This is a genomic window from Streptosporangium sp. NBC_01469 (assembly GCF_036227305.1).
In the GTDB taxonomy this organism is placed as follows: Bacteria; Actinomycetota; Actinomycetes; order Streptosporangiales; family Streptosporangiaceae; genus Streptosporangium.
Genome location: NZ_CP109465.1, coordinates 9,744,197 through 9,767,856, shown reverse-complemented (window position 1 = coordinate 9,767,856; position 23,660 = coordinate 9,744,197). Strand labels below are relative to the sequence as shown.

Below are 23,660 nucleotides of genomic sequence, written 5' to 3'. Positions count from 1 at the left end.
AGTGATTCAGCCTATCGATCTCTTGCCACTCGCCAGCAATCGCAACAGCGGCACGTCCACTTTTTCCAGACTGTCCACGGTCAGCACGTCCTCCGCCACCGGATCGCCGGAGACCGACACCACCCGGCACCCCGCCGCGCGGGCCGCCGCGAGCCCGGTCGGGCTGTCCTCCACGGCCACGCAGTCGGCGGGGTCGAGGCCCAGCCCGGAGGCCGCCCGCAGGTACGGGTCCGGCAGCGGCTTGCCGCGCGCGGTGTCCTCGGCGGCCAGCACCAGGGCGAACCGCTCCGCCCCGACGCTGCGCAGCACCATGTCCACGATGAGCCGCGGCGAGGCGCTGACCAGCGCGGTGGGCACGCCCTCCGCCTCCAGGTCGTCCAGCAGCCGGATCGCACCGGGTAGCGGTGTCACCCCGCCGGAGACGTGCCCGGCGAAGGCCTCGGTGAGCCGCGCCCCGATCCCTTCCACATCCGCTGTGGCGGGCGCGCGCCGCGCGAGGTAGCCGGCCGCGTCCTCGACCAGGCGGCCGAGGACGTGGCCGGCGTCGGCCTCCGTCAGTTCCAGGCCCAGCTCGGCGGCGACCGCCACGCACGCCTGCCACCACATTCCCTCGGTGTCGACGAGCGTGCCGTCCATGTCGAACAGGACGGCCCTGAGCTCACCCGACACCCGCGACGTCCTCCGACTCGGAGGGGGTCGCGGAGTTCGCGGGGTCTGTGAGAACGGGAGCGGGGGCGGTGCGCGCCGCGACGAGCACGGGCCGCTGCACGAGGGCGACGTCCACCCGCGTGCCCGGCGCCAGGCGTACCGCGTCGTGTCCCGGCACGTCGCTGAGAACCTCCAGCTCGCCCACCCGCACCCGCAGCCGCGCGGTGGAGCCGCGGAAGGACGACGCCACGATCGTGGCGCCCCCGTCGGGGGAGGGCGTGACCAGCACGGCCTCGGGGCGCACCAGCACGTCGACGTCGGGCGAGGACGGCAGGGGACCGTCCACCGGCATGAGCTTCCCCATGACGGTGACCTCCTGGCCGGACAGGCGGCCGGGGACGTGGTTCATCGCGCCGACGAACTCCGCCACGAACGGGGTGGCGGGCCGGTCGTAGACCTCGGCGGGCCGGCCGCACTGCTCCAGCCGCCCGGCGCGCAGCACCGCGACCTTGTCGGCGACCGACAGGGCCTCCTCCTGGTCGTGGGTGACGAAGATGGTGGTGATGCCCAGTTCGAGCTGGAGCCGCCGGATCTCCTCGCGCAGCGAGACGCGGACCTTGGCGTCCAGCGCGGACAGCGGCTCGTCGAGCAGCAGCACGCGCGGCTCCAGCGCCAGCGCCCTGGCCAGGGCGACGCGCTGCTGCTGGCCGCCGGACAGCTCGTGCGGGTAGCGCTGGGCGTGCGTCGGCAGGCCGACCAGCTCCAGCAACTCGTCCGCCCGCGCGTGCCGCTTCGCGGTCGGCACCTTGCGCACCCGCAGCCCGAAGGCCACGTTGTCCCTGGCGTTGAGGTTGGGGAACAGGCTGTAGGACTGGAAGACCATGCCCGCGTCGCGCCGGTTGGCGGGGACCCGGGTGATGTCCTTGCCGTCCACGAGCACCGCTCCGGCGTCGGGGTGCTCGAAACCGGCGACGCAGCGCAGCGCCGTGGTCTTCCCGCAGCCGGAAGGGCCGAGCAGGGCCATCAGCTCGCCCTGTTCGACGGTGAGGTCCAGGCCGTCCAGGGCCACCGTACGGCCGAACGCGCGGCGCAGCCCCCGGAACTCGACGGTCATCGACGTTTCCTTCCCGCACCCGAGAGGGTGAGCAGCAGCAGCCAGATGAGGAGCAGGCTGATGATCGACAGGGCGACGGAGAGCTGCCCGTCGTTCCCGGAGATGGTCACGATCCAGACCGGGAACGTCTCGTAGCCGAGCAGAGCGGCGACGGTGTACTCGCCGAGCACCAGCGCGAGGGTGAGGAACGAGGCGCTGGCGATGGAGGAGCGGATGTTGGGGATGATCACGCGGAACAGCACGTACGGCCACGAGGCGCCCAGGTTGCGGGCCGCCTCCACCAGCGTCCGCACGTCGATCGCGCGCAGCCCGGCGTCCAGCGACCGGTAGGCGAACGGCAGCGTCAGCATCACGTACGCGAGCACCAGGACGAACGGGAACCTCTCGTCCTGGATGGCGATCAGCGTCGCCCAGAACGGGGTGGCGGCCAGCGCGTCGACGCCGTCGCGCAGCGCCGTGCTGATGCCGACCACGTAGGTGATCGGCGGTACGACCAGCGGGAGCGTGGAGATCAGCTCCAGCACCGGCCGCAGCCGGGGCGCGCCGAGCCGTACGGCCAGCATCGCCGGAAGGGTGAGCAGCAGCACCGCGACGATGGTCGCGGCGGCGAGCGCCAGGGAGAGCAGCAGGCTGGGCAGGAAGCCGGGCGCCGACAGGATCCGCCCGTAGGCGGCGAGCGAGAAGCCCTGGCCCTCCGAGTAGACGGTGAACCAGAAGGACACCGCCATCGGCACGACGAAGTAGAGCGCCGCGACGACCAGTACGATCCCCCGCCAGGCCCGCCGCTGCCCGGGGCGGGCGGTGGCGGCGGGGCCCGGGGTGACGTCGGGCAGCGTGGCTACCGCAACCATCGGGAGCTCCTCTTCTGCAGCGGCAGGTAGACCGCCATCACCAGCAGCGCGATGACGATCATGTCGAGGCTCAGGGCGAGCGCGACGTTCTCGTACCCGATGAGGACGTCCCCGGTGAGGGCCTCGGCGATCTGCAGGGTGACCAGCGGGACCGTGCTGCCGACCATGGCGTAGGCGGTGGCATAGGCGGCGAACGCGCCGCCGAACAGCAGGACGAGGCCGCCGAGCAGGGCCGGGGTCAGCACCGGGATGCCGACGTAGCGCCAGAACTGCCAGGTGGTGGCGCCGTTGTTCTGCGCCGCCTCCCGCCACTGCGGGCGCAGGCCGTCCAGCGCCGGGGTCACGACGAGCACCATCAGCGGCACCGAGAAGTACATGTAGACCAGGGCCAGGCCCCAGAAGTTGTACAGCACTCCCGGGCCGAGACCCAGCGCGGTGGTGATCACCCCCGAGTTGCCCAGGGTGGCGATCCAGATGAAGGCGAGCGGCACGCCGCCGAAGTTGGACAGCACGCCGGAGAAGGTCAGCACGGCCTCGCGCAGCGCCGTGAACCGGGAGGTGATCACGGCCTGGGCCAGGAACGTTCCGGCGACCGCGGCGGCGACCGCCACCACGGCCGACAGCTGGACGCTGCTGAGCAGGGCGTTCAGGTAGGGCCCCTGGAGGCTCCTGGCCAGGTTGGCGGTGCCGAAGGAGGACACCTTGGTCGCCGGGTCCTTGACGGTGAACGCGCCGGCCAGCAGCGTGAGCGCCGGGATCCCGAAGGCCACCGCCGTCACGACCAGCAGCGGCAGGGCTCCCAGCCAGTTCTTGGAGCGAGGACGGCCGCCGCGCGGGGCGGCGGCCGTGACAGCCGGGACCGTCATCCCGAGACCGCGGCGCCCCAGCCTCCGGCCAGGACCTCCTTGGCCTTGTTGACCTGCGCCTCCGTCGGGAAGGTGGGCTCACCCTCGACCGGCGGGAGGTTGGCCTCCGCGGCCGCGTCGACCGTGCCGTCGGCCTTCATCGCGGGCAGCAGCACCGGGCGGGCGAAGCCGCCGAGGTAGAGGTTCTGGCCCTCGGGGCTGTAGAGGAACTCCTGCCACAGGCGCGCGGCGGCCGGGTGCGGGGCGTCCTTGTTGATGGCCTGGGCGTAGAGCTGGAAGTACTTGCCGTCGCTGGGGATGACGGTCTTCCAGTCGAGACCCTTCTCCGCCATCTTGGGGGCGTAGGCGGCGTTGTTGTAGTCCCAGTCGAGGCTGATCTGGGTCTCGCCCTTCTCGATGGTGGCCGGGGTGGTCTCCACGGGGTTGAAGTTTCCGGCCTCCTTCAGCTTCTTGAAGAAGTCCAGGCCGGGCTGGATGTCGTCGAAGGAGCCGCCGTTGGCGAGGGCCGCCGCGTACACACCCGCGAACGCCGAGCCCGACTTGGTCGGGTTGCCGTTCAGCGCGACCTTGCCCTTGTACTCGGGCTTGAGCAGGTCGGCGTAGGTCTCCGGGCACTTGGCGATCTTCTTGGCGTCGCAGCCGATGGAGACGTAGCCGCCGTAGTCGTTGAACCAGAGGCCACTCGCCTCCTTCTGGTTCTCGGGGATCTTGTCCCAGGTCTCGACCTTGTACGGCGCGAACAGGCCCTCGGCGGCACCGCTGATCGCGAAGGACTGGCCGAGGTCGAGCACGTCGGGGGCGCGGTCCTGGCCCTTGCGGGTCTTCACCGCGTTGATCTCGTCGGCGCTGGCGGCGTCGGGGGTCTCGCTCTCGATCTCGATGCCGTACTTCGCCTTGAAGGCCTCGATGATCTTTCCGTAGTTGGCCCAGTCGGGCGGGAGGGCGATGACGTGGAGCTTGCCCTCCTTCTTGGCGGCCTCGACGAGCTTGTCCAGCCCGCCGAAGTCGGCCGCGGAGGTGGCGGTTCTGGCGTCCACTCCGGCCGCGGAGCCTCCGTCGGAGGCGCCCGCCGACGGTGCCGCCGTGGTGGGGGCGGCTCCGCACGCTGTGGCGCCCACCAGGAGGAAGGCGGCCAGGCCTGCAAAGCGAACTCGGGATGCGATCACTGTGTCTCCCAAGGGGGTGTCGCGCAATATTTCACGAAAGTAGACGAACTTGTACAAACAAGCTAGACCTCCTGTGTCGTGAATCAGTTGCTGTTTGGTGAACGGGTGGAGTACGGCGGTGAAATGCGCGGACCCGGGCTATGTGCGTCATTAATGCTTGTTTAGGGTGGGGCTGAGCCGGACGCCAGGTGTGCGCAGCGAGGGATTCCGCTGACGCGCGCCGGGCCCGGACGCGAGAGAGCGGCTTGAGAGGCGAGGCGAGATTGCGCGGTCACCGGGTGTTCGCGGATGCGTGGGAAAGGGCCCTGAGGTTCGCGGGCGCACCGGAGGGGACGCGGGCGTCCGCGGGTCGTCCGGAGAGGGCGCGGGTGTTCGCGGGGACGCGGGCGTTCGCGGGTCGTCCGGAGAGGATGCGGGTGTTCGCGGGGACGCGGGTGTCCGCAGGTTGTTCGGGGAGGGCGTGGGTGTTCGCGGGTCGTCCGGAGAGGGTGGGGCGTCCGGAAGGGACGCGGACGGGCACGCGGGGAGGGGCTCTCGCGTTCGCGGGCGCACCGGAGGGGACGCGGAGGTGACGGCCAGGTACATGGGCATCGCGGAGGAACTGCGCGACGCGATCATGCGAGGCGAGTATCCCGTGGGCGCCCAGCTGCCCTCCGAGGCCGAACTGGCCGCCCGCTTCGCGGCCTCGCGCGGCACGGTCCGCCAGGCGGTCGCCGTACTCGCCACCGAGGGCCTGGTCGGGTCCCGGCAGGGGGCCAGGCGCATCGTGCTCGGCCGCGAGCGCAGCCAGAGCTTCGCCGAGCTGCACAGCTTCGCCCAGTGGGCGCGGGCGATGGGCTACCGCGTCAGCGGGCAGGTGCTGCAGCAGCGCCGCAGGGGCGCCGGGGCCACCGAGGCCGTACGGCTCGCGCTCCAGCCGGGCGAGCCGGTGCTCTCCGTGCTGCGGCTGCGCTCCCTGGAGGGCGAGCCGGTGATGCTGGAGCGCACGGTCTACGCCGGATGGATCGCCCCGGCCGTCGAGCGCATCGAACCCGGCTGCGAGTCGGTCACCCAGGCCCTCTACGAGAGCGTCGGCCTCGTCTTCGCCTACGGCGAGCACCTCATCGACGCGGTGGCCGCGGGCGTCCAGGACTCCAGGCTGCTGGCCGTGCGCAGGGGCAGCCCGCTGCTGCGCCAGCGCCGGGTCACCACCACCCACGAGGGACGGCCCGTCGAGTGGTCCGACGACCGCTACCGCGCGGGCAGCGTGACCTTCAGCATCCGCAACTCGGTGGACGCCAACCCGCTCGTCCGGCAGATGGGTGACTTGCGCCCGGCCCCGTGAGAACGTATGTTCGATACGCCAGGCCCGTCTTCCCCCGGGTGCTCATCCGAAAGCCGCGGGAGAAGAAGCGTCTTGAGCAGACTTTACGGTGACCCCATCGAGGTGTGGATTCGCGACGGGCAGCCCATCCAGTTCGTCTGGCGTGACCGCCTCTACACCGTCCATCGGGTCCTCGACCACTGGGTCGTCGCGCGCGAGTGGTGGAAGATCTCCGACAGCGATCCCGGCGAGCGCCGGTTCTGGCGGGCCGAGGCCGCCTCGGGCGGCCGGGTCGGCACCTACGAGCTCAGGTTCGACACCGCGGGCGAGGGCTGGCTGCTGATCAGGGCATGGGACTGACACCCAGCCGACGGGTGCCGACGGAGCTTGGCGGCCGATGCCCCGCCGACGGATGCCCACGGAGGCGGAAGGTCGACGCCCCGCCGGCGGACGGCCGGATGGGTGCCGATGGACGCCGATGGAGACGGGCGGCCGACGCCCCGCTCCGGCGTGCCTCACACCGGGCGGGGCGGCCTTCGCTCACTGCCCGGCGGGGTGGACCTCCTGGGACTGCTCCTGCCCGGAGGGCTCCGGTGAGGGCGCCTCGGGGGCGACGGGCGAGGGGGACGGGGAGGTCCCGGCGAGCAGGTGCGGGACCGGCTCCGCCGGGGGCGGCGGGAGGTGGCGCTCCACCTTGATCCGCCGCCGGTGCCTGGAGCCCGCGACCTGGATACCGGTGATCTGCCGTACGGTCATCGCGCACAGCAGGGCGGCGACCGCGACGGCGATCAGCTCGGTCGGCCCGAAACCGGTCAGGTTCGTGCCCCCCTGGGACGCCCCCGGCCACAGCCGTGCCAGCACCAGGGCGAACGCGACCAGCCAGCTCAGCCACCAGGCGGTGAGCAGCGCCGCCCAGCGGAGACGGCGGTCCAGCGGCGGACGGGAGGCCCACCACAGCCGGTCGGCCAGCACGGCGGGCGCGACCAGGTTGACCACCGGCACGAACCAGCTCACCAGGACCGGTGCCACCGCGGGCCGGTCGGCGTTCTGCCGGGCGCGGAGCAGCCAGTTCAGGTACGCGGCGACGGCGGCGATCGCGGCCGCGGCGAAGAACATGATCAGGATGGCGAAGACGGTGACCGCGCCGAAGACCGCGTCGGCGCCGGGGGCGTGGGGGTCGCCGTCGAGCTCGGCTATCTCCAGGACGAGGCGCCGGCCACGGACCTGTTCGAACACCGCCAGGGCGGCGGTCGCGATCACCAATGTGGTGAGAGTGACATAGACGGCCGAAGCCGACTTCTGTAGAGATGGGATAGAGCGCATGTATATCTCCCCCCGCCATGCGCCGAGGACCTGCCCTTTTTCTATCCCGTCAGCTCTTCCGCTAATCAGCCTAGATGTCCCGCTCAGCCGACGATGCCGGACTCCCACGCCCACGCGGCGATCTCCACCCGGTTCCTGGCGCCCAGCTTCGCCTGGATGCTCCCCAGGTGCGTCTTCACGGTCGACAGCGAGACGAACAGCTCGGCGGCGACCTCCTGGTTGGTCCGCCCCCTGGCCACCAGGCGCACGACGTCCAGCTCGCGCTCCGTGAGGGGCTCGCTGGGCGGCCGGACGCCACCGGTCCGAGGGTGGGACAGGTGTTCGAGCAGGCGTACGGTCACCGACGGCGACACCAGCGCGTCCCCGGCCGCCGCGGCCCGGATCGCCTCGATGAGCAGTGTCGGCCCGCTGTCCTTGAGCAGGAAACCGGTCGCCCCGGCGCGCAGCGCCCCGTAGACGTACTCGTCGAGGTCGAAGGTGGTGACGATGACCACCCTCATCGGGTCGGGCACCCCCGGCCCCGCGAGGATGCGGGTGGCCTCCAGGCCGTCCAGCTTGGGCATCCGGATGTCGAGCAGGCACACGTCCGGCCGCAGCCGCCGCGCCAGCTCGACGGCCTCGGCCCCGTTGGCGGCCGTCGCCAGAACCTCCATGTCCTCCTGGGCGTCCAGAATCATCTGGAACCCGGTCCGTACCAGTTCCTGGTCGTCGGCGATGAGCACCCGAATCGTCACCTGATGGATTGTGCCAGCCGGGAGGCGGCCCCGGATCGGGCATCCGGCCGATGTGCCGGCGAACGACGGCGGACCGTCCTTCCGGCCGGCCCCGCCCGGAACCGGGGAGCCGATCGGCCGGTCCGCCGCCGCGCGCCGGACGACTCCGGGGATCGGCGGGGCGGCGATCAGCCCAGGACCAGGTCCCTGACGGTCTTCAGGGAGGCCTCGTCGCGGGGGCCCATGACCAGGAGGTTGCTCACCGGGCTCTCGCGCCACAGCTCCAGACGCTCGCGGACGCGATCCGCCGGGCCGACCAGGGAGATGCCGTCGGCCAGCTCGTCGGGGATCGCGTTGAACGCCTCGTCCCTGCGTCCGGCCAGGTAGAGGGCCTGGATCTCCTCGACGGTCTCGGCGTAGCCCATCCTGCCGATGATGTCGGCGTGGAAGTTGCGGCTCTTGGCCCCCATGCCGCCGATGTAGAGGGTCAGCATCATCTTCACCCCGTCCAGCGCCGCCCTGACGTCGTCGGTGATCACGGTCGTGACCATGGCGGCGACGTCGAAGCCGGGTCCGGCGCCGGCGAGAGAGGGGCCGTACATCCGCTCGATCTTCTCGGGGAACACGAACAGCGGCAGCCAGCCGTCGGCGATCTCGGCGGCGAGCGCGACGTTCTTCGGGCCCTCCGCGCCGAGGTAGAGGGGGATCTCGGCGCGCAGCGGGCGGGTGATCAGCTTCAGCGGCTTGCCGAGGTTCGCGCCTCCCGGGTAGGGGAGGGGGTAGTGCTCGCCGTCGCTGGTCACCGGCTCCTCGCGGCGCCACGCCTTGCGCATGATCTCGACGTACTCGCGGGTGCGGGCGAGCGGCTTGGGGAACGGCGTTCCGTACCAGCCCTCGACAACCTGGGGCCCCGACGCGCCGATGCCGAGCAGCAACCGGCCGCCGGTGAGATGATCGAGAGTCATCGCGGTCATCGCGGTCGCCGCCGGGGTCCTGGCGGAGATCTGCGCCACGGATGTGCCCAGTTTGATGCGGGACGTCCGCGCGCCGTACCAGGCCAGGGGGGTGAAGGCGTCGCTACCGTAGGCTTCCGCGGTCCAGACGGACTCGTACCCCAGCCGCTCCGCGGCCTGGACGAGTTCGGTGGCGTCGTCGGCGGTCCGCTGCCAGTAGCCGAGGTTCAGGCCGAGCTTCAGGTCGGTGCTCACGGGGGTCTCCTCGCGACGTAACGCCGGACAGGCCCCCGCAATTAGAACACGTTCTATATTGGTCGGTCGAGTGTGAGGTGTCGAAATTCGGTCTCCCGGGAAGCGTGCACTTGTGCTCAACGCCGCTCGCAAACTCCTCTCCTTGATGTCGCTCCTCGCCCTCGCCGCCATGGGAACGATCCCGGCGGTGGCGCACGCTGCGGGACGGCCCAACGTCGTGCTGATCCTCGTCGACGACCTGGACGCGGGTGATCTGCAGAAATTTCCCAACATCTGGAGCCTGCTCGCCCAGGGCGGCACCAGCTTCGACAGGTTCTTCGTACCGAACTCCTGGTGCTGCCCCTCACGCGCGTCGATCATGCGGTGCCAGTACGTGCACAGCCACGGCGTGCTGACCAACACCGCTCCCGAGGGAGGCTTCACCAAGTACTACACGTCCGGTCTGGAACGCTCCAACATCGCCACCTGGATGAAGTCGGCCGGATACCGCACCGGGCTGATGGGCAAATACCTCAACCACTATCCCGGCGGCGCCACCTCCGCCACCCACGTGCCTCCGGGCTGGGACGAGTGGGACGTACCGGTGCGCAGGCTGTACGAGGAGTACGGCTACACGCTCAACGAGAACGGCATGCTGCGTAACTACGGCTTCGCGCCGCAGGACTATCTGACCGACGTGCTCAGCGCGAAGGCCGGGGCGTTCGTCTCCCGGCCCAGCCGGGATCCGTTCTTCCTCTACCTCGCCCCGGTCGCCCCGCACAACCCGGCCAACTACGCCCCCCGGCACGAGGCCGCCTTCGCCGGGGTGGTGGCCCCGCGCACCCCGTCCTTCAACCAGGCGGACGTCAGCGCCGAGCCCCTCTGGCTCAGGTCGCTCCCGCCGCTCGACGCCGCGAAGATCCGCAGAATCGACCGGCACTACCGGGACCGGCTGCGGGCGATGCTCGGCGTGGACGACATGGTGGGCGCCCTCGTCGAGTCTCTCAGGGCCTCCGGCAAGCTGGATGAAACGTATATCTTTTTCTCCTCCGATAACGGGTTCCACCTGGGGCAGCACCGGCTCGCCCATGGCAAGACCACGCCCTTCGACGAGTCGGTCAAGGTGCCGCTGCTGGTCAGGGGCCCGGGTGTGCAGGCGGGCCGCGTCGTCGGCGACGTGGCCGCGAGCGTGGACCTGGCCCCGACGTTCGCCCAGCTCGCCGGGGCCACGCTTCCCGACTTCGCCGAGGGGCGCTCCCTGCTGCCGCTCCTGCGGGGTGAGACGCCGCCCTCGTGGCGCCAGAACGTGCTGCTGGAGTTCTACCGCCCGACCAGTCCGAGCTCGGCCCGCCAGACCCCGGTCCCGGCCTACCAGGGGATGCGGACCGCCCAGAGCACCTTCGTCCGCTACTCCACCGGCGAGTACCAGCTCTATGACCTCGCCAGGGATCCCTACCAGCTCCACAACCTAGCCGCGGTGACCCCGCTCCCCGTGATCGCCGAGTTCAACCGGCAGCTCGACGCCCTGGTCTCCTGCTCGGGCGCCGCCTGCCGCTCGGCCGACTCGGTCAGACCGCCCCTGCTGCCCTTCAGACCCCTCGTCGTCCTCAGCCCGTGGGGAACGTGAGATGCCGGGGTAGGCCCGCCGCAGGTGGTCCTCGACGGCGGCCGACGCCTCCGCCGCGTCCCCGGCGGCGATGGCCCGGTGGATCCGGCGGTGGTCGGCCATGAGCCCGGCCGTGTCGCCCAGGCGCTCGACCGCCTCGACCGCGTAGCGGCGGAGCGAGTCGCGCAGGGAGAGCATCATGGCGGTGGTCAGCCTGTTGCCCGAGGCCTCGGCGATGGCGACGTGGAAGGCCGTGTCGTGCTCGACGAACTCCTCGGCCGTCGTCGTGGCGTCCATGCGCTCCAGCGCGGCGGTCATGGCGGACAGGTCGGCCCCGTGGACGGCGGCGTGCGAGGCCGACCACTTCTCGATCATCAGCCGGGCGTCGACGACCTCCTCCAGCGACAGGTTCGACAGTCCGAGGTGGAGCCTGAGCAGGTCGCTCAGGGCCTCCGCGGGCCTGGAGATGAGGAAGGCCCCCGCGTCCGGACCCCGTCCGACCTGCGATGACACCACTCCCAGTGTCTCCAGCACCCGCATCGCCTCGCGTACCGACGACCGGCTCACCCGCAGCTGCTCGGCGAGTTGCCGCTCGCCGGGCAGGCGGTCCCCGACCCTGAGCCCGTCATCCGCGATGCGCCGCTCGATCTGAGCGATCACGTCCTCGAACGCCCGGGTGCGCCGGACCGGTTGCCAACCGCTCAAGAGGACCTCCTCTTGTGGGGAAATGTGGTCAGACCATACTGTGGTCGGACCATTGAAAGGAAGGAGTGCCGTGCGCGTCGCCCTCTTCATCACCTGCGTGAACGACACACTGTTTCCCGGCACCGGGCAGGCGGTCGTCACGCTGCTGCGCCGCCTCGGATGTGACGTCGAGTTCCCGCGGGCGCAGACCTGCTGCGGCCAGATGCACGTCAACACGGGATACCCCGAGGAGGGCAGGCGGCTCGCCCGGCACTTCGTGGACGTCTTCGCCGGGTACGACGCGGTCGTCGCGCCGTCGGGATCGTGCGCCGCGATGGTCCGCGAGCAGTACCCGCGGCTCGCCCGCACCCCCGCCATGACCGGATCGGGGAGCTCCGGGGGGCTTGTCCCCGGGACCGTCGAGGAGGGCACGTCCGGGTCCTTCGCCGCCGAGGTGGCCGAGCTGGTGCCCAAGGTCTACGACCTCTCCGAGTTCCTCGTCGACGTCCTCGGCGTCACCGACGTGGGCGCCTACTTCCCGCACCGGGTGACCTACCACCCGACCTGCCACTCGATGCGCATCCTCCGGGTGGGCGACCGGCCCACCCGCCTGCTGGAGCAGGTCAGGGGGCTGGAGCTGGTCCCGCTCCCCGGGGCCGACGAGTGCTGCGGCTTCGGCGGCACCTTCGCGGTGAAGAACCCGGCGATCTCCGCGGCCATGTGCGCCGACAAGGTGCACAACGTCGCGACCACCGGCGCCGAGGTGCTGTGCGCCGCCGACAACTCCTGCCTGATGCACATCGGCGGCACCCTGAGGCGCCAGCGCACCGGTGTGCGGATCATGCACCTCGCCGAGATCCTCGCCGCCACGGAGGCCACCCGATGAGCGTCCCCGCCGTCGACGAGAGGGCCGCTGAAGAGAGGGCCGTCGACGGGCGGACCGTTGGCGCGAGGGTTGTCGGCGAGAGGACTCACGAGAGGATGGCCCGCCGGTGAGCGGCACGTTCCTGGGCATGCCCGCCTTCCCGGCGAACGCCGCGGTCGCCGTGCAGGACTCGCAGCTCAGATACAACCTCCGCAAGGCCACCCACACGATCCGCGGCAAGCGGGCCTCCGTGGTCGGCGAGCTGCCCGACTGGGCCGAGCTCCGCCGGGCGGGCAAGGAGATCAAGGACCACACCCTGCGCAACCTGGAGCGCTACCTCCTCCGCATGGAGGAGACCGTCACCGCGGCGGGCGGCCACGTCCACTGGGCGGCCGACGCCGAGGAGGCCAACAGGATCGTCGCCGACCTGGTCAAGGCCACCGGCGAGACCAGCGTGGTCAAGGTCAAGTCGATGGCCACCCAGGAGATCGGCCTCAACGAGGCCCTCCTGGAGGAGGGCATCACCGCGTACGAGACCGACCTGGCCGAGCTGATCGTCCAACTCGGTGACGACTGGCCCTCGCACATCCTGGTCCCGGCGATCCACCGCAACCGCTCGGAGATCCGCGAGATCTTCCAGGACAAGATGGCCGACTGGGGCCGCGCGGCGCCCGAGAACCTGTCCGACGAGCCCCGCGCCCTCGCCGAGGCCGCCAGGCTCCACCTGCGCGAGCGCTTCCTGTCGACCAGGGTCGCGATCTCCGGCGCCAACTTCATGATCGCCGAGACCGGCACGCTGGTGGTGCTGGAGTCCGAGGGCAACGGGCGGATGTGCCTCACCCTGCCCGAGACGCTGATCAGCGTGGTCGGCATCGAGAAGCTGCTGCCGAGCTGGCGGGACCTGGAGGTCTTCCTCCAGCTGCTGCCCAGGAGCTCCACCGGCGAGCGGATGAACCCCTACACGTCCACCTGGACGGGCGCGGTCGAGGGCCAGGAGTTCCACCTGGTGCTGCTCGACAACGGCCGCACGAACGTGCTCGCCGACGAGGTGGGCCGCCAGGCGCTGCGCTGCATCCGATGCTCCGCCTGCCTCAACGTCTGCCCGGTCTACGAGCGCGCCGGGGGGCACGCGTACGGCTCGGTCTATCCGGGACCGATCGGCGCCATCCTCACCCCGCAGCTGCGCGGGACGGCCTCGGAGCTGGACGCGTCGCTGCCGTACGCCTCGACCCTCTGCGGCGCCTGCTTCGACGCCTGCCCGGTCGCGATCGACATCCCCGAGGTCCTGGTCCACCTACGCGGTAAGGTCCGCCACGCCCGCGTCGAGCGGATGGGGATGCGTGCCGCCGGGTGGGTGTTCAACCGCCCCTCGCGGCTGGCACGCGCCCAGCGGCTCGGCGGGCGCCTGCGCAGGTTCGTCCCCGGGCGCCTGCCGGGGCCGCTGTCGGGCTGGACCGACACCCGTGACATCCCCGACATTCCCGCCGAGTCCTTCCGTGACTGGTGGAACCGTACCGACGGAGGCGCCCGATGACCGCCGGAGCAGCCACCCCCGCGCCCGGACCCGGGCGCTCGTCCGGTGCGGGCGTCTCCGGTGTGAGCAGCCGGGAACGGATCCTGTCGAGGATCCGCTCCGCCGTCGCCGGAGCCCCCGACGTCGAGATCACCCGCGCCTACCGCACGTCACCGGACCCGGCGGACTCGACGGACCGGGAAGGCGTGGTGGAACTGCTCGCCGAGCGCGTGGCCGACTACCGGGCCGTCGTGCACGTGGTGGACGAGGCCGAGGCGGCCGCGACGATCGCGGCGGCGCTGGCCCGGCGGGGCGCCACCCGGCTGGTCGTCCCGGACGGCCTGCCGCCCGAGTGGGCACCGGACACCCCGGTCACCGACGACCCCCCGCTGAGCGCGGTGGAGCTGGACGGGGTGGACGGGGTCGTCACCGGATGCGCGGTCGCGATCGCGGAGACCGGCACCATCGTGCTGGACGCCGGGCCGGGCCAGGGGCGGCGGGCGCTGACCCTGGTCCCGGACTACCACCTGTGCGTCGTACGGGCCGGGCAGATCGTGGCCGGCGTTCCGGAGGCCCTCGGCAGGCTCGACCCCTCCAGGCCGCTGACCTGGATCAGCGGCCCCTCCGCGACCAGCGACATCGAGCTGAACCGGGTGGAGGGTGTGCACGGCCCGCGCACGCTGGAGGTCGTCATCGTCCGCTGAGCCCGGCGGTGCGGTCCCGCCCCACCGGGTGCGGAGAACCCGCCGCGAGCCTTTGCCGGACGCGGTCTCCCGGCCGTGCCCGCTCGGGACCGCTCGGGATGAGGCGGAGGTCCGGGCTTGCGCGGGCGGGGCCGCTCGGGACGGGGCGGAGGTCCGGGCTTGCGCGGCCGTGCCCGCCCGGGACGAGGCGGGGGTCCGGGCTTGCGCGGGCGGGGCCGCTGGGATGAGGTTGGGGCCACACATTCCCCGGCTAGGAGGGCGCGTGACCGCGTTCGCACCCGATCCGCCGATCCTGACCGGACGGCTCGTGATCCGGCCCTTCCGCCCCGGCGACGCCGCCCGCGTCCGCTCGGTGATCAAGGCGCGCGACAGGTTCCTGCCGCCCGGCTCGCCCGGCCATCCGTCGGGCGTCTCCCAGTGGCTCTCCCACGGCGCGCACGAGCTGCACCGCTCCGGCCAGGGCGTACATCTGGCCATGGAGGCCGAAGGGCTGGTCGTGGGCGCGATCAGCCTCTTCAGGACCCTCTGGGGCGCCGGGACCACCGAGGTCGGGTACGGGGTGCACCCGCTGCACCGGGGCCGGGGCTACGCCACCGAGGCCGTGCTCGGGGTGGCGCGCTGGGTGTTCGAGACCACCGCGATGCGCAGGATCGAGCTCCGCGCGGACCTGGACAACGGGGCCTCCCTCCGGGTCGCGGAGAAGGCCGGTTTCGTCAGGGAGGGCGTACTGCGCGCCGCCGAACTGGGGGAGGACGGCCCGCGCGACATCGTGGTGTTCGGGATGCTCAGAACTGATCTGTCCTGATCCGCGCGGAACTTTCGCGTCACGGGCGACGCGCTGGAAGACGTCTCTAGTCGAAGGGAGGGAGCGGACGCCGCGAGGCGCGCAGGGCGTGAGACACCGGCGTGGCCGTGCTGGACGTCTTCCGCGTGCCCGGCTACCGTGCCATGGCGTGTGATCCAGATGGTCCGGCCGGTGAGGGAGCATCGACCGCCGCCGGCGGCCCGATCCTCGCGGCCCGTCACACCCACGCGAGAAAAGACATAATTTACCGATCCGTTACCTGTCCATGGAGTGGCGTTATCGGATATTGTCGCGAGTCGTCACTGCGTAACCCCAGGTCAAGGTCATTGGAGTCCTGTTTCCGTCAACGACCCCCTCCTAAGGAGAGGGCTTGAGGCGTAGCGATGCGCTTTGAAGTCCCGCGTTGACCAGCCCGAGTCGATCGCCTAGGAGGTGCATTCGATTGACTACGTTTCATGTAGGCCAGCAGACCCACCAGTGGGTGCTTCCTCAGCCCGCTGCTCTGGAATCCGCGTCAGCAGACACGCCCGAGGGTGGGCACGAAACGGGACGCGGACACCGCTTCAGCGCGGTAACCGGCGTGGAACATGGGCGAGGGGAGATCGGATCGGACGGCACCCGTCTGCTCCGGCGTCACCCCGAGGGCGCCACGGCGCCCGAGGGAGCGAACCGTGAAGTTCACCCGGTCGTGTTCGTCCTGGACACACACGGCCAACCGCTGGATCCGTGTCACCCGGCCCGCGCCCGCCGCCTGCTGGCGTCCGGTCGGGCCGTGATCCACCGGCATACCCCATTCGTCATCCGGTTGCGTGAGCGTGCCGTCACCGACTCCACAATCCAGGGTGTCGAGGTCGGCATCGACCCCGGCTCCAAGCACACCGGCATCGCCGTGTTCACCGAACGCGACGGGATCCGTGCCGGCATGTACGGCATCCAACTCGATCACCGGGACGGCCAGATCCGTGACAGGCTCAGCGCGCGGGCCGCGCTGCGCCGGGGGCGCCGTTCCCGTAACCTGCGCTACCGCGCGCCCCGTTTCTCCAACCGCACCAAGCCGAAGGGGTGGCTCGCACCGTCCCTGCGACACCGCGTGGACACGACGATGTCCTGGGTGGGGCGACTGAGGCGCTGGGCGCCCGTTCAAGCTGTCCACATCGAGCGCGTCGCGTTCGACACGCACGCCATGTCGGCGGGCGAGCCCCTCGAAGGAGTGGAGTACCAGCAGGGAACCCTCGCCGGATACGAAGTCCGCGAGTATCTGCTGGCCAAGTGGGAGCGCACGTGCGCGTACTGCGGCAAGCAGGACGCGCCGCTCAACATCGACCACATCCACCCGCGCTCTCGGGGCGGCTCCGACCGCGTCAGCAACCTCACCCTGGCGTGCGTCCCCTGCAACCAGATCAAGAACGCCACCCCGATCCAGGAGTTCCTCAAGGCCAAGCCTGCGCTCCTGGCGAAGATTCTCGGGAGGACGAAGGCGCCGTTGCGGGATGCGGCGGCCGTCAACGCGACCAGGTGGGCGTTATGGCGGGCGCTGACCGCCACCAGTCTGCCCGTGACCACCAGCTCGGGTGGTCGAACGAAGTGGAACCGTAGCCGAAGTGGCGCCCCGAAGTCGCACACCTTGGACGCGCTGCACGTCGGTGCGATGGAGGCCGTCACCGGCTGGCCGTCCACAGTGCTCGTGGTCAAGGCGACCGGGCGTGGCACCTACCGCCGGACCCGCACCGACAAGTACGGGTTCCCCCGGCTGCGGCTTCCCCGGATCAAGACCGTGCGCGGCTTCCAGACCGGTGACCTGGTCCGGGCGAACGTCCCGACCGGCAAGAAGGCCGGGGTTCACACCGGCCGGGTCGCGGTCCGCTCCACCGGCAATTTCAACATCACCACCCGGCACGGCACCGTGCAGGGCATCGGCCACCGCCATGTACGTCTGCTCCAGAGAGCGGACGGCTACGGCTACACCCTCCATTCAGAAGCGCGGCTCCGTGCCGCGTTTCCTCCCCCGCCTGAAGGCGTGGGTATCCATGCTGGAGAAATTTGATGAAACCGCCGCTGCTGCTCATCGGGCAGGGCTCGCACGACGACAATGGATCTGCTGAATTCGGTAGGTTTGTCCATCGGCTCCGCTGCCGTCTGGATCAGACGGCGGCGGACGTCTCCGGCGGCTACATCGCCAGGGCCAGACCGCGCCTCAGCGACTCCGTCGCCTCGCTGGTCGCGCGCGGGCACCACCGGATGGTGGCCCAGCCGATGAGCCTCACCGGCGACGTGTGGCTCGGCGCGGACATCCCCTCCGCGATGGCCCGCGAGCAGGAGAGGCATCCCATGCTGACCTGCGACTACGGCCGCCCCCTCGGCTCCGACCCCCGCATCCTCGCGCTGCTCGCCGAGCGTCTGGCCGACGCGTCCGCCGAGGTCGCCAGCCTCCGGCTGGTCCCGGCCGCCGCCGGGGCGTTCGACGACGAGCCCGAGCACATCGAGATCGGCGAGACCGCCGTGGTCCTGGTCGGCGACGGCTCCACCAGTCCCGAGACGAACGCCGACGTGCACCGGGTCTCCCGCCTCTTCTGGGAGACCCACGCCCACGAGTACATGACCGTGGAGACGGCCTTCGTCTCCCTCACCCCGCCCGGCGTCCCCGGCGGCATCGAGCGCTGCCGCCGCCTCGGTGCCAAGCGCGTGATCGTCGTCCCCTACCTGCTGTTCGCCGGTGGCCTGCTCGACCGCGTCTGGGCGCAGGCCATGGCCTACGCCGCCGGCCACCCGAACCTGGACGTCCGCTGCGCCGACGTCATCGGCGACTGCGAGGGCCTGGCCGACGTGGTCATCGAGCGCTACGAGGAGGCGCTCAGCGGCATCGCCTGGTGATCTCCGGCGTTCTCCGGGCCCTCGGTGCCTCGACGGTGCCTCGCCGCGATCCCCGGTGGCCCGGTACGGCTTCTCGGTGCTTTTCCCGAAAAGTCATATCCAAGGGAGACTGATCACATGACCATCCTTGAGGAGACCATCGCGGCGATCCGTCCCGCGGACCCGGCGGCCGTCGCCGAGGCCCGAGCCCACCAGGACCGCCTGACCAAGCCCCGCGGCGCGCTGGGTGCCCTGGAGGACGTGGCGGTACGGCTGGCGGGGGCCGCGGCGATCAGCCCGCCGCCGCTCCCGGTCCCCGCGGCTCTGGCAATCTTCGCCGCCGACCACGGTGTCCACGCCAGGGGCGTGACCCCGTGGCCACGGGAGGTCACCCTGCAGATGGTCGGCAACTTCCTCGCGGGCGGTGCCGTGGCCAACGCCTTCGCCGCCCAGGTCGGCGCCTCGGTGACGGTCGTCGACGTCGGCGTGGCCGCCGACCTCGACCCCGCGCCCGGCCTGACGATCAGCAAGGTCGCGTACGGCACGGCCGACCTGTCCCGGGGGCCGGCGATGACCCCCGAGCAGGTGATCGCGGCCCTGGAGGCCGGGATGGCCGTGGCCCGCGATCTCGTCGACGGGGGCGCCCGCTGCCTGATCACCGGGGACATGGGCATCGCCAACACCACCGCCTCGGCCGCGCTGATCTGCGCGTTCACCGGGCACGACGCGGCCGCGGTGACCGGCAGGGGCACCGGTGTCGACGACGAGACCCTGGCGCGCAAGGTCGAGGTGGTCCGCGAGGCCCTCCGGGCGAACGGCCTGGAGCGCGAGCGGGGCGGCGCCTCGGGGGTGTCCGCCCTGGGGACGCTGGCCGCGGTCGGTGGCCTGGAGCACGCGGCGCTCGCCGGGTTCGTCCTCGCCGGGGCGGCTCTTCGCGTACCGGTCATCCTGGACGGTGTCATCGCCGGGGCGGCGGCGCTGGCGGCGGCGGCGCTGGCCCCCGATGTCGTCGACCACTGCGTGGCGGGACACCGCTCGGCCGAGCCCGGCCACGCCGTGGCCCTGGAACACCTCGGGCTGCGGCCCCTGGTCGAGCTGGAACTCCGGCTCGGCGAGGGCACCGGCGGTCTGCTCGCCCATCCCCTCGTCTGCGCCGCGGTCAGGGTGATGCACGAGGTCGCGACCTTCGATTCCGCCGGTGTGACGGACAAGGAAGCCTGATCTACCGGTCTCGTCCGTAGTGCTTCGGCTTTCAGGCCGGGGGTGAAGTGGACTGTCGCGCGTAGCGGGGCAGGAACAGTCGGTTCGCCGTCAGGCGAACCGGTGTCCATCCCGATCAGACCGGTCGGTTCTGCTGCTCGATGTACTGCGTGACCACGGTCAGCGGGGCCCCGCCGACCGATCCGGCGAAGTAGGAGCCGGACCAGAAACGCTCACTCCACAGGTGTTTGCGGACGTGGGTGTCGAATTCCTTGCGCAGCATCCGAGCCGAGACCCCCTTCAGTGAGTTGACCAGCTTGGACAGGGCGACCTTGGGCGGATAGTGGACCAGCAGGTGGACGTGGTCGTCCGCACCGTTGAACTCGCGAAGCTCGACCTCGAAGTCGGCGCAGACCTCCCGCATGATCTGTTCGCATCGGACCAGCATCGGGTCGGTGAAAGCCCCCCGCCGGTACTTGGTGATGAACACCAAATGTGCATGGAGGTGGTAGACGACGTGCCGTCCGGTGCGCACATCCGGGTTCGGTTCCCATCTCGGTGACATAAACCAAATGATACGGTCAGAGGGTGGAGAGGGTGAAACAGGCACGGGCGCGGGCGCATGTGGCCCGCCTGGAGTTGAGCGCGGCCCAGGAGGCGGTGCTGGACGGCCAGGCGCACACCGCCCGCGCGCTGTGGAACCTGCTGCACGAGTACTTCACCTTCCGCCAGGGCCGGTTCGCGACGTTGAAGGAGTGCGACGAGGCGATCCGGGCGGCTCGTCGTGAGATCGACTGGATGGGCCAACTGCCCGCCCAGGCGGCCCAGGCCGTGCTGAAAACGTATCGGCAGGCGTGGGCGAACTTCTTCAACCCCGATCACCCCGCCCAACGCCCGACGTTCAAGACACGGCTGCGATCGCGCCCGGCCGTCGATGTGCCCCAGGCCCGCGACCTGCAGATCAAGCGGGTCAACCGGCGCTGGGGTGCGGTCAACCTGCCCAAGGTCGGGCGGGTGCGGTTTCGGTGGACCAAGGACCTACCCGGCGTCACCAAGGGCGGGCCGGCCGGGCGGATCACCGGAGCCCGGCTGGTCAAGGACGCCTTCGGCTGGCAGATCGTATTCCGCACCGAGACCATGACCGCCGCGGTCACCGACACCCATCTCGGCCCGGCCGTGGGGATCGACCGGGGGATCACCGTCGCCCTGGCATTGTCGGACGAGACCATGCGTGAACACGGCCCGTGGCTTACCGGCGGTGAGCGTGAACACCTGCGCCGCCTGGAGAAGAAATCCGCCCGCCAGCGCCGCACACGCACTCCCGGCCGGCCCACGTCCAAACGGCTGACCCGCACCTATGACCAGATAGCCAGGCTCCGCGCGACAGCCAAGCGCCGAGCCCTCGACTGGCAGCACCAGACCACCACCGAACTCGCCGACACCTTCGGCGTGGTCGTGGTGGAGGATCTGAAGATCACGAACATGGTCCGCTCCGCCAGGGGCACGATCGAACAACCCGGCCGGAACGTGAGGCAGAAGGCAGGACTGAACCGCGCCATCACCGGCGAGGCATGGGGCCGCACGCTCACCCTGCTGGAGTACAAAACCCATGATCGCGGCGGGCTGGTGGTGAAGGTCCCCGCCCCGGGTACGTCACAGACCTGCCACCGGTGCGGGCACCGCCACCCGGCCTCCCGTGCCGGCACCCGGTTCTCGTGCGCCAACGCCGCGTGCGGGTGGATCGGCCACGCCGACACCAACGCCGCGATCAACATCCGCAACGCCGCGGGAACTGCGGTGTCAGGACGTGGAGACCTCGGAACCACCCGGTCTGCGAAGCGTCAACCCCCACGCGCCGCCTAACCACGACGCGACGGGAGAATCTCCGGCCTTCAAGCCGGGGAGGAGTTCAAGGAAGTCTTAAGCCGCCGGGTTGACAGCGGTCAGCCCTTCCTTGACAGCTGTTAACACGGGAGCAGCGAAGAGGGCGCCGTTAGCCGGTAGGTTTACCTCCTAGCACGCCATGCTTCACAATTCCTCGCGAACGGGAGATCTGTCGTCATGTCGCCCTACCTGCTTGGCTTGCGCCTCTCCGGGCGGCGAGTGCTCGTCGTGGGTGGAGGACGCGTCGCCCAGCGGCGGGTGCCGGCGCTGCTCGACGCGGGAGCCCTGGTCACCATCGTCTCGACGAGCGTCACGCACGCCCTCGACGACCTCATCGCCACAGGCCGCGTGACCTGGGAGGCCAGGCGCTACCAGGTCGGCGACGTCGACGGGGCCTGGCTGGTGCAGGCCTGCACGAACGATCGTACGGTGAACGCCGCGGTCGCCGCGGAGGCCGAGGCCAAGCGGATCTGGTGCGTACGCGCCGACGACAAGGACGCCTCGGCGGCCTGGACACCGGCCAGCGGCAAGGTGGACGAGATCAGCGTGGCGATCACCGCCGGAGGCGACCCCCGCCGCGCCGCCGGGATCAGGGACGCCGTCGTCGGAGCCCTCAGGGACGGCACGGTCGACGCCAGGCGCAACCGCACCAAGCCGGTGGGCGTCGCCCTGGTCGGCGGCGGGCCCGGCGACCCCGGCCTGATCACGGTCCGCGGCCGGCAGCTGCTGGCCCAGGCCGACGTGGTCGTCGCCGACCGCCTCGCCCCGCAGGCCCTCCTCGACGAGCTCTCCCCGGACGTCGAGCTGATCGACGCCGCGAAGATCCCCTACGGCCGCTACATGGCCCAGGAGAGGATCAACGAGCTGCTGATCGAGCACGCCAGGCAGGGCAAGTTCGTGGTCCGGCTCAAGGGAGGCGACCCGTTCGTCTTCGGCCGCGGCGGCGAGGAGATGCTCGCCTGCGCCCGCGAGGGCATCCCGGTCATCGTGGTTCCCGGTATCACCAGCCCGGTCGCGGTGCCCGCCGCCGCCAACGTGCCCGTGACGCATCGCGGCGTGAGCCAGGAATTCCACGTGATCTCCGTACATGTTCCGCCGGGCGACGAGAGATCCACCGTCGACTGGCCCAATTTGGCCAGATCCGGCGGCACCCTGGTGCTTATGATGGCGGTCGAACGGATCGGAGTGATCGCCGAAACGCTGATCCATGACGGACGTTCGCCGGAAACTCCCGTAATGGTGGTACAGGACGGTACTCTTCCCACCCAGCGCGCTCTTTACGCCACGCTATCCACTGTGGCGGAGCGCGTGAGCGCGGCTGGGATTCGGCCACCTGCGATCGTGATCGTTGGCGATGTCGTGAAGGTCGGCCAGGAGGTCGAGATGGTTCGAGCGGAGCGAGTACCGTGAAATCGGCTTCCAACAGGCCCCCCCATTCGGGTGGTGGCCGTGACCCTCGCCTTGCCGGCACCCCCCAGGAGCCACCTGACGACACCTCGTCAGATGACAAGGAATCCCCCGGCGAGCAGACGGTGACCTTCGGCGCCATCCGCGCCGACGACGACGCGGCCTCCATCCGCGCCCGCACCCAGCCCCCCGGGGCCCAGCCTCCGGGGACAGCCGTTCCCGGAGCGCCTCGGGGCCGGACGCCGGGCGGCGGGATCGGTCCGGCCACGCCCTCGGGCAGGACGGCGGGCCCCGCGACCCCGGCCGAGGCGAGCGACCCCGCTGCCCCGCCCGCCTCCAAGGAGGCGATGGCGGCCTTCCACGCCGCCGCCGCTGCCGCCCAGGCCAAGATCGCTGCCATCACCACCTCCCGCGACGCGGCCCCCAAGCCCGCCTCCCCGGGCACCCAGGGCGGTCGTCCGGCGAGCCCCTCACGGGGTGGCCCCGCCGGGGCTCCGCCCGGTGCGGCTCCCGGCCAGGGCGGTCCAGCCTCCCCGGGTGTCTCGCGCGGAGGCGCTCCCGCCTCGCCCGGCGCCGCCCCCGGTCAGGGTGTTCGCCCCGCTCCCGGTGTCTCCCGTGGGGGCGCTCCCGTCTCGCCCGGTGCGGCCCCCGCTCGCGGTGGCCCCGCCTCGCCGGGTGCTCCCGCCTCCCCGGCTCCCCGTGGGGGCACCCCCACGGCTCCTCCGGGCGTTCCCCGAGGGCAGGGTGCTCCCGGCGCACCCTCGGGCGCCTCTCGCGGGGGCGCCGCCACCGGCTCTCCCGGCGCGGTCTTCCGCCCGGGTGCTCCAGTCCCCCCGAGTGTCCATCCGAGCGCCCCCGGCGGTGCCGACGCCGCTCCCGGTTCGGCCTTCCGTCCGGGTGCTCCTGTTCCTCCGAGCGCCCCCGGCGGTGCCGACGCCGCTCTCGGCGCGGTTTTCCGTCCGGGTGCCCCC

The 23,660-nt window shown here is 71.2% G+C and carries 21 protein-coding genes and 1 pseudogene; 12 read left to right on the top strand and 10 right to left on the bottom strand.

Annotated elements, in window-relative coordinates:
* Positions 1 to 6: 6 nt before the first annotated feature.
* From OG587_RS42595 to OG587_RS42575, 5 genes are read right to left on the bottom strand one after another with little or no spacing between them, the layout of a single operon-like run.
* A complete protein-coding gene (locus OG587_RS42595; RefSeq protein WP_329084533.1) occupies positions 7 to 669 on the bottom strand; it encodes an HAD family hydrolase in 663 nt (220 codons plus the stop codon).
* The gene (locus OG587_RS42590; RefSeq protein ID WP_329084532.1) at positions 659 to 1,762 is read right to left on the bottom strand and encodes an ABC transporter ATP-binding protein; all 1,104 of its coding nucleotides are present in this window, start codon (positions 1,760 to 1,762) and stop codon (positions 659 to 661) included. The genes OG587_RS42595 and OG587_RS42590 overlap by 11 nt, the downstream gene beginning before the upstream one ends.
* Entirely contained in the window at positions 1,759 to 2,613 is an 855-nt protein-coding gene (locus OG587_RS42585) for an ABC transporter permease (protein WP_329084531.1), read from the bottom strand. The genes OG587_RS42590 and OG587_RS42585 overlap by 4 nt, the downstream gene beginning before the upstream one ends.
* Positions 2,601 to 3,479 (bottom strand): ABC transporter permease, encoded by an 879-nt coding sequence (locus OG587_RS42580; protein WP_329084530.1) that lies wholly within the window; start codon positions 3,477 to 3,479, stop codon positions 2,601 to 2,603. The genes OG587_RS42585 and OG587_RS42580 overlap by 13 nt, the downstream gene beginning before the upstream one ends.
* Positions 3,476 to 4,645 carry an ABC transporter substrate-binding protein gene (locus tag OG587_RS42575; RefSeq protein ID WP_329084529.1) on the bottom strand — a complete coding sequence of 390 codons (1,170 nt, stop codon included), beginning with the start codon at positions 4,643 to 4,645 and terminating at the stop codon, positions 3,476 to 3,478. Before OG587_RS42575 ends, OG587_RS42580 begins: the two co-directional genes overlap by 4 nt.
* A 568-nt stretch (positions 4,646 to 5,213) precedes the next feature.
* Between OG587_RS42575 and OG587_RS42570 the strand changes: the two genes are divergently transcribed.
* Both OG587_RS42570 and OG587_RS42565 read left to right on the top strand, forming a co-directional pair.
* A complete protein-coding gene (locus OG587_RS42570; protein ID WP_329084528.1) occupies positions 5,214 to 5,969 on the top strand; it encodes a GntR family transcriptional regulator in 756 nt (251 codons plus the stop codon).
* A gap of 72 nt (positions 5,970 to 6,041) precedes the next feature.
* Complete coding sequence (locus OG587_RS42565) at positions 6,042 to 6,308, top strand: DUF6504 family protein (RefSeq protein WP_329084527.1); 267 nt, start codon at positions 6,042 to 6,044, stop codon at positions 6,306 to 6,308.
* A gap of 180 nt (positions 6,309 to 6,488) precedes the next feature.
* Here OG587_RS42565 and OG587_RS42560 read toward each other — a convergent pair whose 3' ends face one another.
* From OG587_RS42560 to OG587_RS42550, 3 genes are all read right to left on the bottom strand, one after another.
* Positions 6,489 to 7,208 carry a DUF4328 domain-containing protein gene (locus OG587_RS42560; protein WP_329094184.1) on the bottom strand — a complete coding sequence of 240 codons (720 nt, stop codon included), beginning with the start codon at positions 7,206 to 7,208 and terminating at the stop codon, positions 6,489 to 6,491.
* Between the two features lie 146 nt (positions 7,209 to 7,354).
* Positions 7,355 to 8,005, bottom strand: a complete 651-nt coding sequence (locus OG587_RS42555; protein ID WP_329084526.1) for a response regulator transcription factor — start codon at positions 8,003 to 8,005, stop codon at positions 7,355 to 7,357.
* Between the two features lie 167 nt (positions 8,006 to 8,172).
* Positions 8,173 to 9,192: an LLM class F420-dependent oxidoreductase gene (locus OG587_RS42550; protein ID WP_329084525.1), complete on the bottom strand. Its 1,020-nt coding sequence runs from the start codon at positions 9,190 to 9,192 to the stop codon at positions 8,173 to 8,175.
* A gap of 145 nt (positions 9,193 to 9,337) precedes the next feature.
* Between OG587_RS42550 and OG587_RS42545 the strand changes: the two genes are divergently transcribed.
* Positions 9,338 to 10,798: a sulfatase family protein gene (locus tag OG587_RS42545; RefSeq protein ID WP_329094183.1), complete on the top strand. Its 1,461-nt coding sequence runs from the start codon at positions 9,338 to 9,340 to the stop codon at positions 10,796 to 10,798.
* 30 nt (positions 10,799 to 10,828) lie between these two features.
* Here OG587_RS42545 and OG587_RS42540 read toward each other — a convergent pair.
* Positions 10,829 to 11,572, bottom strand: a pseudogene (locus OG587_RS42540) (FadR/GntR family transcriptional regulator); the annotation flags it as partial.
* Here OG587_RS42540 and OG587_RS42535 point away from each other — a divergent pair.
* The 7 genes from OG587_RS42535 (at position 11,553) to cobT (ending at position 19,419) form a co-directional block, all read left to right on the top strand.
* Positions 11,553 to 12,347, top strand: a complete 795-nt coding sequence (locus tag OG587_RS42535; RefSeq protein ID WP_329084524.1) for a (Fe-S)-binding protein — start codon at positions 11,553 to 11,555, stop codon at positions 12,345 to 12,347. The pseudogene OG587_RS42540 and the gene OG587_RS42535 sit on opposite strands and share 20 nt — an antisense overlap.
* A gap of 106 nt (positions 12,348 to 12,453) precedes the next feature.
* The gene (locus tag OG587_RS42530) at positions 12,454 to 13,860 is read left to right on the top strand and encodes a lactate utilization protein B (RefSeq protein WP_329084523.1); all 1,407 of its coding nucleotides are present in this window, start codon (positions 12,454 to 12,456) and stop codon (positions 13,858 to 13,860) included.
* Positions 13,861 to 13,922: 62 nt separating this feature from the next.
* Positions 13,923 to 14,543 (top strand): LutC/YkgG family protein, encoded by a 621-nt coding sequence (locus OG587_RS42525; protein ID WP_329094181.1) that lies wholly within the window; start codon positions 13,923 to 13,925, stop codon positions 14,541 to 14,543.
* 262 nt (positions 14,544 to 14,805) lie between these two features.
* Entirely contained in the window at positions 14,806 to 15,348 is a 543-nt protein-coding gene (locus OG587_RS42520) for a GNAT family N-acetyltransferase (RefSeq protein WP_329084522.1), read from the top strand.
* Between the two features lie 688 nt (positions 15,349 to 16,036).
* A complete protein-coding gene (iscB, locus tag OG587_RS42515; RefSeq protein ID WP_329094179.1) occupies positions 16,037 to 17,392 on the top strand; it encodes an RNA-guided endonuclease IscB in 1,356 nt (451 codons plus the stop codon).
* Positions 17,392 to 18,219: a sirohydrochlorin chelatase gene (locus OG587_RS42510; protein ID WP_329084521.1), complete on the top strand. Its 828-nt coding sequence runs from the start codon at positions 17,392 to 17,394 to the stop codon at positions 18,217 to 18,219. The genes iscB and OG587_RS42510 overlap by 1 nt, the downstream gene beginning before the upstream one ends.
* Positions 18,220 to 18,336: 117 nt before the next feature.
* The gene (gene cobT / locus OG587_RS42505; protein ID WP_329084520.1) at positions 18,337 to 19,419 is read left to right on the top strand and encodes a nicotinate-nucleotide--dimethylbenzimidazole phosphoribosyltransferase; all 1,083 of its coding nucleotides are present in this window, start codon (positions 18,337 to 18,339) and stop codon (positions 19,417 to 19,419) included.
* Positions 19,420 to 19,534: 115 nt separating this feature from the next.
* Here cobT and tnpA read toward each other — a convergent pair whose 3' ends face one another.
* Entirely contained in the window at positions 19,535 to 19,963 is a 429-nt protein-coding gene (gene tnpA, locus OG587_RS42500) for an IS200/IS605 family transposase (protein WP_329084519.1), read from the bottom strand.
* A gap of 23 nt (positions 19,964 to 19,986) precedes the next feature.
* Here tnpA and OG587_RS42495 point away from each other — a divergent pair, with 23 nt between their 5' ends.
* A complete protein-coding gene (locus OG587_RS42495; protein WP_329084518.1) occupies positions 19,987 to 21,261 on the top strand; it encodes an RNA-guided endonuclease InsQ/TnpB family protein in 1,275 nt (424 codons plus the stop codon).
* 198 nt (positions 21,262 to 21,459) lie between these two features.
* A complete protein-coding gene (gene cobA, locus OG587_RS42490; protein WP_329084517.1) occupies positions 21,460 to 22,692 on the top strand; it encodes a uroporphyrinogen-III C-methyltransferase in 1,233 nt (410 codons plus the stop codon).
* The last annotated feature ends 968 nt before the right edge of the window (positions 22,693 to 23,660 follow it).